Annotated in this window: 13 protein-coding genes and 1 pseudogene; 7 read left to right on the forward strand and 7 right to left on the reverse strand. The window is 67.5% G+C overall.

Annotated elements, in window-relative coordinates; translation table 11 throughout:
- Positions 1 to 80: 80 nt before the first annotated feature.
- Together ACP95_RS01180 and ACP95_RS01185 are read left to right on the forward strand one after the other, a co-directional pair.
- Positions 81 to 1,007, forward strand: a complete 927-nt coding sequence (locus tag ACP95_RS01180; RefSeq protein WP_049979454.1) for a hypothetical protein — start codon at positions 81 to 83, stop codon at positions 1,005 to 1,007.
- Positions 1,004 to 1,843, forward strand: coding sequence for a DUF6036 family nucleotidyltransferase (locus tag ACP95_RS01185; protein WP_049979455.1), 840 nt, complete (start codon positions 1,004 to 1,006; stop codon positions 1,841 to 1,843). Before ACP95_RS01180 ends, ACP95_RS01185 begins: the two co-directional genes overlap by 4 nt.
- Before the next feature lie 12 nt (positions 1,844 to 1,855).
- Here ACP95_RS01185 and ACP95_RS01190 read toward each other — a convergent pair.
- Positions 1,856 to 4,158: pseudogene (locus tag ACP95_RS01190) on the reverse strand (nitric-oxide reductase large subunit).
- 168 nt (positions 4,159 to 4,326) lie between these two features.
- Between ACP95_RS01190 and ACP95_RS01195 the strand changes: the two are divergent.
- Positions 4,327 to 6,138: a PAS domain-containing protein gene (locus ACP95_RS01195; RefSeq protein WP_082224522.1), complete on the forward strand. Its 1,812-nt coding sequence runs from the start codon at positions 4,327 to 4,329 to the stop codon at positions 6,136 to 6,138.
- Between the two features lie 37 nt (positions 6,139 to 6,175).
- Here ACP95_RS01195 and ACP95_RS01200 read toward each other — a convergent pair whose 3' ends face one another.
- Positions 6,176 to 6,736, reverse strand: a complete 561-nt coding sequence (locus ACP95_RS01200; RefSeq protein ID WP_049979456.1) for a DoxX family membrane protein — start codon at positions 6,734 to 6,736, stop codon at positions 6,176 to 6,178.
- Positions 6,737 to 6,850: 114 nt separating this feature from the next.
- Here ACP95_RS01200 and ACP95_RS01205 point away from each other — a divergent pair, with 114 nt between their 5' ends.
- Positions 6,851 to 7,201, forward strand: a complete 351-nt coding sequence (locus tag ACP95_RS01205; protein ID WP_049979457.1) for an ArsR/SmtB family transcription factor — start codon at positions 6,851 to 6,853, stop codon at positions 7,199 to 7,201.
- A 3-nt stretch (positions 7,202 to 7,204) separates the two neighbouring features.
- Positions 7,205 to 7,480: a DUF7521 family protein gene (locus ACP95_RS01210; protein ID WP_049979458.1), complete on the forward strand. Its 276-nt coding sequence runs from the start codon at positions 7,205 to 7,207 to the stop codon at positions 7,478 to 7,480.
- Between the two features lie 17 nt (positions 7,481 to 7,497).
- Here ACP95_RS01210 and ACP95_RS01215 read toward each other — a convergent pair whose 3' ends face one another.
- The 4 genes from ACP95_RS01215 to ACP95_RS01230 all read right to left on the reverse strand — a co-directional run bounded on the left by ACP95_RS01215 (position 7,498) and on the right by ACP95_RS01230 (position 9,700).
- Positions 7,498 to 7,818 (reverse strand): antibiotic biosynthesis monooxygenase family protein, encoded by a 321-nt coding sequence (locus ACP95_RS01215; RefSeq protein ID WP_049979459.1) that lies wholly within the window; start codon positions 7,816 to 7,818, stop codon positions 7,498 to 7,500.
- A gap of 102 nt (positions 7,819 to 7,920) precedes the next feature.
- Positions 7,921 to 8,295, reverse strand: a complete 375-nt coding sequence (locus tag ACP95_RS01220) for an Htur_1727 family rSAM-partnered candidate RiPP (protein WP_082224524.1) — start codon at positions 8,293 to 8,295, stop codon at positions 7,921 to 7,923.
- A gap of 113 nt (positions 8,296 to 8,408) precedes the next feature.
- A complete protein-coding gene (locus ACP95_RS01225; RefSeq protein WP_049979461.1) occupies positions 8,409 to 9,005 on the reverse strand; it encodes a cyclodeaminase/cyclohydrolase family protein in 597 nt (198 codons plus the stop codon).
- Positions 9,006 to 9,100: 95 nt separating this feature from the next.
- Positions 9,101 to 9,700 (reverse strand): class I SAM-dependent methyltransferase, encoded by a 600-nt coding sequence (locus ACP95_RS01230; protein WP_049979462.1) that lies wholly within the window; start codon positions 9,698 to 9,700, stop codon positions 9,101 to 9,103.
- Between the two features lie 199 nt (positions 9,701 to 9,899).
- Here ACP95_RS01230 and ACP95_RS01235 point away from each other — a divergent pair, with 199 nt between their 5' ends.
- On the forward strand, positions 9,900 to 10,217 hold the full coding sequence (locus ACP95_RS01235) for an RPA12/RPB9/RPC11 RNA polymerase family protein (protein WP_049979463.1): 318 nt from the start codon (positions 9,900 to 9,902) through the stop codon (positions 10,215 to 10,217).
- Between the two features lie 60 nt (positions 10,218 to 10,277).
- On the opposite strand, the gene ACP95_RS01240 is transcribed toward ACP95_RS01235, so the two are convergent.
- Positions 10,278 to 10,826, reverse strand: coding sequence for a DUF1684 domain-containing protein (locus tag ACP95_RS01240; protein ID WP_049979464.1), 549 nt, complete (start codon positions 10,824 to 10,826; stop codon positions 10,278 to 10,280).
- 181 nt (positions 10,827 to 11,007) lie between these two features.
- On the opposite strand from ACP95_RS01240, the gene ACP95_RS01245 reads away from it, so the two are divergent.
- Positions 11,008 to 11,779, forward strand: a 772-nt coding sequence (locus tag ACP95_RS01245; protein WP_161782043.1) for an NAD(P)/FAD-dependent oxidoreductase, incomplete at its 3' end; no start/stop codon positions are given.

Consider the following 11,779-nt stretch of genomic DNA (forward strand, 5'->3'; position numbering starts at 1 on the left):
GGAACATCTCTCCGAAATAGTACATGGTGTCGCAGATAGGGCGAACTAGTTAAGTACGACTTCACCCTATATGAGACACAATGTTGGAAAAGAAGGAACTCCGGCTACTCGAGCTACTCGACACTTCCAAAAAGAGACAGGAGGTCCTCGACCAGCTCGAGTACGCGCCGCAGTCTGTCACGAACGCGGCCACGAAGCTGGAGACGATCGGGCTACTGCGCCGTGAGCGCGAGGCGGGGGCGACGGTGTTCGTGCCGACCGACACGCGGTGTGGCGAGCTGTTCCAGTCGCTCGTGAAGGGGAAGCCCCACGTCGACTTCCCGGAGCTGCTCTCGCCCGCCGTTCGGGAGCTCCTCTACTACCTCCCGCCCGGCGACGGCCGGTTGGCGGCGGAGCTCACCGACGACGTGAGCTACTCCCGCGCGACCGTCTACCGGAAACTCAAGACGCTGACCAACCGCGCCATCGTCGGGAAGGAGCACGACCGCTACCGCCTCCTCGACGAGTTCTCGGAGCTCCACGAGTTCGTCCGCGAGCTCCGGCATCAACACCACCGGACGCGGGTCAGGGACGATCTCGACGGGGGAACGCTGCTGTGGGAGTCGTACGACGAGTTCCTCGCGCGGTCCGAGGCGCCCGTCGAGGAGCCGCCGTACCGCCGGACGGGCCTCGACGCCTTCGCCGAGTACGGACTGGAGTTCTTCACGCCGTCGGGCTACTACTACTTCTACGCCGAGCCCGACCGGGAGCTCTCCCCCGCGGATCTGGCCTGCCACCTCCTGCTGATCGAGAACGACTCGCGACACCGGAAGTACGCCCTGTTGCTGATCGCTCGAACCGACGAGTCGCCCGAGACCGTCCGCGCGGCGGCGTCGCATTACGGAGTGGTCGAGGCGATGGAACCGCTCCTCGAAAGCCTGGAAACGGGTGGCCGGTCGAACGCCGCCGAGGCCCCCTCGTGGGACGAGATGCAGTCGCTCGCTGACGAGTACGGGGTGACACTATGACGCGGGAGTCGAAGCTCGACGACTACGGGATCCGGCGGCAGTTCAGCGAACTCGCGTCGATCCTGGACGAACAGGTCACCGTCTACCTGATCGGTGGCGGGGCGCTCACGCTGGAGGAGCTCAAGCCCGCCACGAAGGACATCGATCTGATCGTCCGCGAAACCGCCGAACTCGACCGGCTCTACGCCGCGCTCGAGTCGGAGGGGTACGCAGTCCCGGACGAGATCGACCAGGAGTACGAGGAGCTGGAGGCGGCGTTCATCCTCCAGAACGGGAAGCGCCGGTTCGACGTGTTCGACGAACAGGTCGCTGGCGTGCTGAAACTCAGTCCGGGGATGATCGACCGGAGCGAACACCTCTTCGACGAGGGGCCGCTCACCGTTCAGCGCGTCTCGTTGGAAGACATTTTCCTGTTCAAGGCGGTCGCGAACCGGGACGACGACGTCGACGACATGGTGACGCTCGCGCAGGCGGGCGTCGACGACGAGACCGTCCTCGACGAGATCGACACGCAGCTCTCGATCCTCGCCGACGACGGGTTCGTCAGGTCGATGAAGTACAAGATGGAACGGCTCGCGGACGAGGGGTTCGACCTCGACATCCAGGACGAGATCGAGGCGCTCCACGAGCAGTCGAGTTCGGCCGACGACGTCCGGCAGTGCATCCGGACCCTCGCCGAGACGGAGTACACCGACGACCTGTACGACGGGGTGCCGGAGTGGCGGATCGAACAGGAACTCGGTGCGGACACGACCCGGCGCGGGATCGAGTGGCTGAAACGCATCGACGAGGTCGAACGCAACGGGGACGACACGCTCACGCTGCCCACCGACTGAGCGGGCGGGCGGTCAGTCGTCGTCCTCAGCCATCAGCCGGTCCGGGATCGTCGTCTCGCCGAGCGAGTCGGTCGGATCGGACACGTCACGCAGCGTGAACCGCTTTTTCACCATGTCGTACGCGAACACGACGGTGCCGAGAATCAGCAGCGTGTCGCCCGGGAGGCGCGCCCAGAACAGCAGCTGGATCAGCTCGCCGTTGTAGAACGCGAGACTCCGGGCGGCGCCGTACGTCTCGGTGAACGCCGTCTCCAGCTGGAGGAATCCGACCGGGAGGACGGAGACGAACACCATCACAGCCAGCCCGACGTTCCAGAGCCAGAACGCCCAGCGGAGTCGGCGCTCGCTCCACTTCGACGGCACCGTCGAGATGCGCAGCATGTACGTCGCCATCCCCAGCGCGAGGAAGCCGAACGCACCGAACATTGCCGCGTGAGCGTGGCCGACGGTGAGGTAGGTTCCGTGCTCGTAGTAGTTGACGATCGGGAGGTTGATGAAGAAGCCCAGCACGCCGGCGCCGAGGAAGTTCCAGAACCCGCTGGCGATGATGAACATGAACGGCAGCGTGTACGGGAACGTCTCGCCGCTGGTCGCGAGCGCGCGGTACTGCCCCATCGCCTCGAACAGGATGAGGATGAGCGGGATCAGCTCGAGCGTCGAGAAGATCGTCCCCAGCGGCAGCCACACGTCGGGCTGGCCGATCCACCAGTAGTGGTGGGAGGCGCCGATGACGCCCGAACCCATCACGAACAGCGCCTGGAACGCGACCGCCTTCTCCGCCGAGCGCTTCCGGAGCAGCCCCATGCTCACCAGCGTGATGCCGACGACGGCGACGATGAAGAACTCGAAGGCGCCCTCGACCCACATGTGGACGACCCACCAGCGCCAGAACTCCGTCATCACGATGTTCGTCTGCGGGGTGTAGAACATCCCCGCCGTGAACAGCAGGCCGATCGAGCCGCCGGCGTAGATGATCATGTGGGCGAGCCCGAATCGGGCCTCGCGCTCGAGCATCGGCTTGAACCCGCGGTAGACGAGCCCGGTCCACAGCACGAAGCCGACGAGTAGCCCCACCTGCCAGAGCCGGCCGACTTCGAGGTACTCCAGCCCCTCGTTGCCGATGATCCACCAGAGCTCGCCGTCGATGTACCCCTGGGAGCCGAGCCAGACGCCCGCGAGGCCGCCGACGGCGACGACGATCAGCGCGCCGAGGAGCACGTGGATGTACGTCCGCTGGCGCTCCGGCTCGTGGTTGGTGAGCAGCGGCGGGAGGAACAGCCCCGCCCCCAGCCACAGCGTGGCGATCCAGAGGATCCCCAGATCGAGGTGGAACGTCTTCGCCAGCGCGAACGGGAGCGCCTCGACGATGTGGACGCCGAACACCTCCTCGACCCCGAAGAAGGCGTGACGCTCGACGTAGTAGTGGGCGAGCAAGCCGCCCAGCAGCACCTGTACCGTGAACAGCAGCCCCGCGAGCGGGATGAACCGCGTCGCGGCCCGCTGGCTGGGTGTCAGGTTGATCTCGTCCGGCGGCGGGATCTCGATCCCCTCCGTCGTCGGCTCGGGGAGCTCGACCGACTTGTAGAGGAACACGCCGATACCGACGGCGCCGACGAGCAGCACCATGCTGATCACGCTCCAGATCATCGTCGCGCCGGAGGGCGTGTTCCCCGCGGCGGGGTTGTACGGCCACTCGTTCGTGAAGCTCGTATCGGTGCCCGGGCGGTCGGTGTGGGAGATCCACGCCGTCCAGAGCGCGAAGTCGGCGAACTGGCGCGCCTCCTCGGCGGAGCGACGAAGTCGGCCGGGACGCCGCGCTCGAGCTCGCCCTCGTGGTACCGCTCGACGTACTCCTCGCGGATCTGCTCGTGTGCGTACGCCTCCGCGGCGGAGTACTCGATCGTCTCAGTTCCTTCGGTGAACTGCTCGTCGAGGTCGTCGCGGACGAGTCGGTCGACGCTGCCCTGCTCGGCGGGCCCCAGTGCCGAGTACGCGGCGTCGTACCGTTCCCCAGCGTAGTACTCACGCATGTACTCGACTTTCAGGTCGAGCGTGTCCGCGGTGTAGTCGACGCCGTAGTAAGCGCCGTTGCCGAGGATCGACCCGTGGTTCATCAAGCTGTTCTGCTGGAACACCACTTTCCCGGCCTGCACCTGCTCCTGGGTGGCGACGGTGTTGCCGTCGGGGCCGACGACCTCCTGCGGGATCGGCGGCACCTGCTGGGCGGAGTACAGTGCGCCGCCGCCCATCACGATCAGGTTGAACACGAACACCACGGCCAGGGCCTTCGCGATGGTCTGCCTCGTGACCTCCATGGCGCGGCGTACCCCCGGCTGTAACTTGTAGGTAGTCCCGAACGAATAATTATCCCAGCGACAGATAGTTAATCCTCTGTGCGCGCCGATGCGGCCAATCTCCCGGGGTCGGGCGTCCGAGCCGGATGTCCCGTGGTTTAACTACTACGCCGTCCCGTCCACTGAACGATGACGGAAACGTTCCCCGGCGGTATCGAGGGGGCCGTCGACGAGCAGGGGCTCGTCGCCGACGCCGAGGGGGAAGTGTGCGTGCTGCACGTCGAGGACGACGAGAGCTTCGCCGACCTGGTGTCGACGTTCCTGGAGCGCCAGCGGGAGTATTTCTCCGTCGAGACGGTGACCGACCCCGAGGCGACGCTCGACCGACTCGCGGCCGCCGACGTGGACTGTGTCGTCAGCGATTACGACATGCCGGGGATGGACGGGTTAGCGCTCCTGGAGCGCGTTCGCGCGGCGTACCCAGACCTCCCGTTCCTGCTGTTCACCGGGAAAGGCAGCGAGGAGATCGCCAGCGAGGCGATCTCGAAGGGGGTCACGGAGTACCTCCAGAAGGGCGGCGGCACCGAGCAGTACGAGGTGCTGGCTAACCGGATCGAGCAGGCAGTCGCGCGGTTCCGAGCGGAGCGACAGGTGACACGCGGGTTCCACGCGATCGAGACCGCCCACGACGGCATCAGCCTCCTCGACGAGGACGGCCGGTTCATCTACGTCAACGAGGCGTACGCCGACATCACCGGCTACGACCGCGAGGAGCTCCTCGGCAGCCACTGGGACCGCCTCTACCCCGACGAGGAACTCGATCGGGCGTACGAGGAGATGCTCCCGGCGGCCCGTGCGGACGAGTGGAAAGGCCGGACCGTCTACGTCCGGAAGGACGGCGAGCGCGTCGACGTCGACCACTGCCTCACGTTCACGACCGACGACACGCTGATCTGCACGATCGCGGACGTCTCGGAGGCCGAGGCGGTTCGCGAGGAGCTGCGGCTGAAGGAGCGAGCGATGGACGAGGCGCCGGTCGGCATCACCATCACCGACCCCGACCGGCCGGACAACCCGATCGTCTACGCGAACGACGAGTTCGTCGAGCTGACCGGCTACGACCGCGAGGAGACCCTCGGGCGGAACTGTCGGTTCCTCCAGGGCGAGAGGACGGACGCCGAGGCGGTCGCGACGATACGGCGGGCCGTCGACGACGCCGAGCCGGTCACCGTCGAGCTGTGGAACTACCGCGCCGACGGCGAGCCGTTCCGGAACCGCGTCAGTATCGTGCCGCTTCCCGACGAGAACGGCGACCCCGACCAGTTCGTCGGCTTCCAACGCGACGTGACCGACGAACACGCGGCCCGGGAGCGACATGAGGAGTGGATCCAGCTGATGCAGGAGTTCGGCGACGTGCTGGCACACGACCTGCAGTCGCCGCTGTCCGTGATCCGCGGCCGTGTGGAGCTGGCGCGGGAGACGGGCGACGTGGCGCAGCTCGAGGGGATCGACGAGACGATCGACCGGATGGCGGCGCTGATCGACGACGTGGCGGCGGTGATGGAGACCGGCGAGCTGGTGAGCGAGGAGGCCCCCGTCGACGTCGGCGCGGTCGCCGAGGCCGTCTGGGAGACGTTGGAGACCGGCGACGCGTCGCTTGCTCTCGACGACCCGCCGACGGTGGTCGCCGACGAGAACGCACTCCGGCGGCTGTTCGAGAACTTGCTGGGGAACTCGCTGGAGCACGGCGGGGCGGACGTGACGGTCCGCGTCGGGGCCCTCGCAGACGAGCCGGGGTTCTACGTCGCGGACGACGGGCCGGGGATCCCCCCGGCCGACCGCGACGACGTGTTCGCCCCGGGGTTCACGACGAAGGCCGACGGTACCGGGTTCGGGATGGCCAGCGTCGCCCAGGTCGTCGCCGCCCACGGCTGGGAGATCGGCGTGACGGACGGGATCGACGGCGGCGCCCGGTTCGAGATCGTCGCCGTCGACGGGTGACGTAGCGGATCGGAAAAACTGCTGCAGAAAGGGGTGTTCAGCCGAGGACGTACTCGAGGACGGGGTACCGCTCCACGAGCGCTTCGCCGCCGACCTCGTACTGCTCGATGTACTGGTCGAGTCCCAGGATGCGGCCCGCCGCGAAGGCGCCGACCGCGAGGAACACGAGCATGTACGCGAAGTCGCCGTTGATGAACCCGTGGGCCATGTCCCAGTTGCCGAAGTAGAACATCGCCATCATCAGCGCGCCGAAGAACGCCGCGAGGCGGACGATCGCGCCGACGAGCAGGCCGAGGCCGATGAGCAGTTCGCCCCACGGCACGGCGACGTTGACGAAGTCGACGAACCACGGCGTCGACCCCATCCACGCGAACATCCCCGCGAGCGGGTTGCCGTTCGCCGCGGCGACGTTCGTGAGGTAGCCGCCCGCCGCGAACTCGCCGGTGATCTTCGAGAACCCCGAGTACGCGAACGCGTACCCCATCATGAGGCGGAGCGCGAGCACGAACCACGCGCTGAGGCTGTGGACTTTCCCGCCGACGGTCAGGCCGCCGACTCTGCTCTCGAGCTGGTTCATGCCGGAGTCGAGTGTGGACATAGTTATTGCACCTTCAACTATCCGTAGGGCGGGCCCCAGCATATAGCTGCGAGCCGGCGTTCCGGGCCAGAAAATCGGGGGGCTATATTACCCCGCTGTCGCGTGTACGGACACGTGACCGAGGAGCCCGATCCGCCGGCCGTCTTCGCGACCCTCGACGACGAGTACGCCCGCGACATCCTCGTGGCGACGAAGACCGAGCGGCTGTCGGCGAAGGAGCTCAGCGAGCGATGCGACATGTCGCGACCGACCGTCTCCCGTCGCGTCGGTCGCCTCGTGGAGCAGGGTCTCCTCGAGGAGTACACGCACGTCGACCCGGGCGGCAGACACTACAGCGAGTACGAGGCGCGACTCGAACGCGTCGACGTCCGCCTCCACGCGGCGGGGTTCGACGTCACAATCGACCGCCGGCCGGACCCCGCCGACCGGATGGCCTCGCTGTTCGACGAGATGCGGGGGGACTGACCCATGGAACACACGCTATTTGCCGTCGCCAAACTGTTCACGACCGTGCTCGCGCTGCTGATCGCCTACCAGGCGTACCGCGGCTACCAGCGCCACAGCTCGCAGCTGCTCCTCTACGTCGGGCTCGGGTTCGGGCTCGTCGGCCTGGGCGGACTTCTCGAGGCCGCGCTGTTCGAGCTGCTCCGGCTGTCGATCTTCGAAGCCGGGTTCGCGGCGGCGCTGGTCACCGCCGCGGGGATGCTCTCGATCCTGTATGCCCTCTACGCGCCGAACCCCTGAACAGAACCAGGACCGCCCTACGCGGGCGGGTCGGCGTCGTCGCCGAACCCGCTGCCGTAGGCGTCGACGATCTCCGTCACGGTGACCTCGTACGCGTCGTACCACTCCGTCCACCGCCGTTTCGCCTCCTCGTGGGTCGGATCTGCCCCGAACGACTCGAGGGCGTCGAGGTGCTCCCAGTAGTAGACGACGAGCAGTTCCTCGCTCTCCGGGGCGTGCCACGTCCGCTTCCCCCGGTAGCCGTCCGTCTCCTCCGCGGCCGCCTGGATCGCGTCGTCGAGCTCGTGGAACGCCGCGTCGTACTCTCCCGGGTCGAGGCGGAACGTGACGAGGTACATTACGACGGGGTACTCAGCCCGGCGACCAAGACCTTTCTTCTCGAAAACTGGCGGCGCATGGCTGTTGAGAGCGAAGTGTAGGGAGCTGACTGCCGAAGCCGGCTAGAACTCGATCGTCCGCCCTTCGTCGCCGGACGGCGGCGTCGCCGGCTCGTCGTCCGCGTCGCCGGCCGTGCTGAACCGGGTGACTGCGGCCGCGGGACAGATCCAGACCTCCGGGGCGTACCACGCGAACAGCCGCGAGGCGTGTTCGTGGGCGGTATCGGCGTCCTCGGCGCGGACGCGGCCGACGTGGCGCATCGGCCGGCCGTCGTCGTCGCGCTGGAACACCTCCCAGAGCTCGCCGTCGTCGGGTCGCTCCTCGGCGTCGACGTCCGCGTCGATCCGGTACCGTTCGACCTTCGCAACCCGCCCCGAGGTAGCTGCTTCCGACTCCTCGGAAGCGACGTGGCCGTCGTCCGGTGAGTTCGCCGGCATGCACGACGGGGCGTCGCCGAGGCGCATGGGTAATGGGTCGAATATGTTCGTCCCCCACTGGAGGCGGCGCTCACACGCGTTCGGCTACTGGCCTGCTGCGGTCGGCGAGCCCGTCACCGCCGCCGATCAGCTTCCGTCCGGGCGGCCTCGATGAGCTCGTCCCCGCGCCGCTCGATCGTTCTCGTCGCCGCTCCCACGCTCGTCGCGAACGACTGGTCGGCCACCGAATCGAGGTTCCACACGACCGTCGTGGCGCAGGACCCGAGCGCGGAGTGAGCGAGACGGGCGCCGGTCACGGTGTCCGGGACGGTTCGGTACGTCGCCGCCTCGGTTACGTCGACGGCCAGTTCGAGGACGGACGCACACGCGTCCGCCACCGTGAACGGGACGCCGACGGCTCGCTTCACCCCGCTCTCCCCGCCGTCGGCGTCCGCCGAGAACAGCCCAGTCACGGCGGCGGCGTCCGCATCCGCGAGCCGGAGGCAGTGAGCACGGTACCTGCTCAGCTCCTCCCGGGCGTCGCTGAGCGCCGCCGCGTCGTCCGACGACGACGCGGTTGCCTCGAGGGTGTGTATGCAGGCCATCTCGCAGAGTGCGGCGCCGAGCGCGCCGGTAACGGCTGCCGCTGACACGCCGGCGGGTGCGACGCGTTCCGAAGCGACGTCGGCGAGGAACCGATCGATCGTCAGTGCTCGATAGTTCGTCGGCATCGACCGGGTAGACGGCCAGTGGGTACGTGTAGCCTCCGGCAGGTTCGAGCACCTGCACCGAACGCTGTCGGTGTCCTGGGCGACGGAGCGCCGATCTATCGCGTTTCGGGGTACGACTGGGCGTCGCCGTGGCTGTTGCGCCCGACGAGTTCGACCGTCGCCGAGAGTTCGCCCTCCCGCCTCTCGCTGGACTCCTCGTAGTAGAGGACCGTCAGGTCGAGACACGCCCGCAGGAGCTCGTTCGCGCCGAACCGGTGGCGGTCGGTGCCCGGCCCGACCGTGGCCGGCGGATCCGACCGGAGGTGGTGCTGGTAGAAGAACAGGCCGTCAGACCGGAGCGCGGCCTTCAGGTCGCTCAGTCGATCGAGTAGCCGGTAGAAGCTGATCGTCACCACGTCGTACCGGTCCTCCGGGTACTCGAACGTCGTCGCGTCCGCCTGGATCAGGTCGACCCGGTCGTCGACGCCGCGGGACGCCGCGTTCGACTCCGTGATCCGGAGCCCTTCCTTCGACTGATCGAGTGCGTCGACCTCGTACCCCTGTTCGGCGAGAAACACCGCGTTGCGGCCCGTTCCACACGCGATATCGAGCGCACGGCCGCCGTCGGTCTCGTCGATGTGCGCCTTGAGCACCGGTGAGGGGTCCGGGTCCGTCGGGTACTCGCCGGCGCGGAACCGTTCGTCCCAGGAAGCCATACGACCACGGTCGGGCCCGTCGGTCTTGGAACTGTCTCTCTCTGGACCCAAGGGCCGCGGCCGTCGATCCCGTCGGAAGTGTGGCACTGCCGTCGCGATCGAACCAGCGATACCCGGGACGCACAGCGTGATCAGGCGGCTGAATCCCACGACGGGTCGGAAGTTAACGCATAAATTCGACAACCGTGTCCGATCCTCCATGAACTTCTGCGACGGGTGCGGTTCGATGATGCGCACGGAGGGCGACACGTGGGTGTGTGGCTCCTGTGGGAACGAGGAGCCGCGCGACTCGGAAGCGGAAGCGGCGATGACGACCCAGGACGAACAGCGGGACGACGGGGCACCCCCCGTCGTCGATGGCACCCAGGACGCCTCCGAGACGATGGAGGCGCACTGCCCGGCGGACGGCTGCGACGGCGACCGGGCCTCCTACGAGATGCGGCCGAAGCCGGGCGGCTCCTACGAGGTTCGAGTGTTCACCTGCGTCGAGTGCGGCCACACGTGGCGTGAGACCTGACGGCGCGTCTCCCGGGTCCGGCATTCCGCTTCCCGCCAGGAGCTCGCCGGGCTCCCGTCGTCAGTGCCCGAACGCCTTCTCGCCGGCCTCGATCGCCACGTCCAGCCAGTTCTCCGTCGGCGGCAGCGGACACTCGTACCGGTCCGAGTACGCACACGTCGGGTTGTACGCCGCGTTGAAGTCGAGGACCCACGTTCCGTCGTCGGTCCGGTGGTGGGCGGGTTCGAGGTCGATGTACCGACCGGCGCCGTAGGTCTCCTCGCCGCTCGTCTCGTCCCGGAACGGCACCCAGAGCCGGTCCTCCTCCGGATCGCCCTTGTAGGCAGTGATGGTGACCGGCTGGCCGTCGATCTCGACGGTGAACTCCCCCCACGCGAAGTACTCCTGTTCGCCGTCCGTGCTGGTTCCGACGACGACCGGCTCGGGCTCGTCGTACACGTCGAGTTCAACCTCGAACCGGTAGGCCGGGTCGACGGGGTAGTAGTTCAGCCCGTCGAACGCCGCCCGCTCCTCCTTGGGGATCGGTGACCGCGGGTCCTCCCCGAAATACCGGTCCTTCTGGCGTCGCTGGGTCTCGACCTCGTCGATCCAGTCCTCGGTGGTACTCATACGGTTCGGTTTTGTGCCAAACACACAAAAGTACGTCGTTCGATTCATCGGAAAGTACTACGGCTACCGACTCACTGCTGAATATCGCGCCACAGAAAATCGATATTCGCCCGATAGCTCTCTTCTCGGTATTGCACATCTATCACAATACTTTATTAGCGGTGCGTTCGTAGTTCCGGGTATGACAGCACCAGTAGTCGTGGTCGGTGGCGACGCAGCGGGGATGAGTGCTGCGAGCAAGTTCAAACGCGAGGCGCCCGACCGGGAGGTGGTGGTGTTCGAGCGCGGCGACTGGGTCTCCTACGGCGCGTGTGGCCTCCCTTACTACGTGAAAGGAGACGTCGAGACGCTCGAGGACCTCGTCTCGGTGACGCCCGAGCAGTTCGTCGAGGAGCGCGGAATCGACCTCCGGACGAACCACGAGGTGACGGCCATCGACCGCGAGGCCGGGACGGTGACCGTCGACGGCCCCGACGGCGCGTTCGAGCAGCCCTACAGCGACCTCCTGATCGCGACGGGGGCCCGCGCCGTCGAGCCCCCATTGGACGGAATGGAGACGGAGGGCGTGTTCACGCTCCACAGCATGGGCGCAGGCGCCGAGATCAGGCAAGCGCTCGGTGTCGAGACACCCACGGTGGACTCCCGCGAGGCGGCGGCGGAGTACGCTGACGCCGAGTCCCCCGAGTCGGTCGGGATCATCGGCGGCGGCTACGTCGGGATCGAGATGGCCGAGGCGTTCGCCGAGCGGGGGCTCGACGTGCATCTGTTCGAGATGCTGCCCCACACGCTCCAGCCGTTCGGCGCCGAGGCGGCGGCGACCGTCGAGGAACACCTCCGCGAGCAGGGAGTCGACCTCCACCTGGACACGGCGGTCGAGGGGATCCGCGGCGACGAGCGCGTCGCCGCCATCGCCGCGGGTGACGCGGAGGTCCCCGTCGACCTCGCACTCGTCG

Origin of the sequence: Halolamina rubra, from assembly GCF_000739555.1 — an archaeon.
Classification (GTDB): Archaea; Halobacteriota; Halobacteria; order Halobacteriales; family Haloferacaceae; genus Halolamina; species Halolamina rubra.

What these genes read in the sequence shown, in the direction of transcription:
- ACP95_RS01180 (WP_049979454.1), top strand. Translation starts at nt 81, where the DNA reads ATGTTGGAAAAGAAGGAACTCCGGCTACTCGAGCTACTCGACACTTCC.
- ACP95_RS01185 (WP_049979455.1), top strand. Translation starts at nt 1,004, where the DNA reads ATGACGCGGGAGTCGAAGCTCGACGACTACGGGATCCGGCGGCAGTTC.
- ACP95_RS01195 (WP_082224522.1), top strand. Translation starts at nt 4,327, where the DNA reads ATGACGGAAACGTTCCCCGGCGGTATCGAGGGGGCCGTCGACGAGCAG.
- ACP95_RS01200 (WP_049979456.1), bottom strand. Translation starts at nt 6,736, where the DNA reads ATGTCCACACTCGACTCCGGCATGAACCAGCTCGAGAGCAGAGTCGGC.
- ACP95_RS01210 (WP_049979458.1), top strand. Translation starts at nt 7,205, where the DNA reads ATGGAACACACGCTATTTGCCGTCGCCAAACTGTTCACGACCGTGCTC.
- ACP95_RS01215 (WP_049979459.1), bottom strand. Translation starts at nt 7,818, where the DNA reads ATGTACCTCGTCACGTTCCGCCTCGACCCGGGAGAGTACGACGCGGCG.
- ACP95_RS01220 (WP_082224524.1), bottom strand. Translation starts at nt 8,295, where the DNA reads ATGCCGGCGAACTCACCGGACGACGGCCACGTCGCTTCCGAGGAGTCG.
- ACP95_RS01225 (WP_049979461.1), bottom strand. Translation starts at nt 9,005, where the DNA reads ATGCCGACGAACTATCGAGCACTGACGATCGATCGGTTCCTCGCCGAC.
- ACP95_RS01230 (WP_049979462.1), bottom strand. Translation starts at nt 9,700, where the DNA reads ATGGCTTCCTGGGACGAACGGTTCCGCGCCGGCGAGTACCCGACGGAC.
- ACP95_RS01235 (WP_049979463.1), top strand. Translation starts at nt 9,900, where the DNA reads ATGAACTTCTGCGACGGGTGCGGTTCGATGATGCGCACGGAGGGCGAC.
- ACP95_RS01240 (WP_049979464.1), bottom strand. Translation starts at nt 10,826, where the DNA reads ATGAGTACCACCGAGGACTGGATCGACGAGGTCGAGACCCAGCGACGC.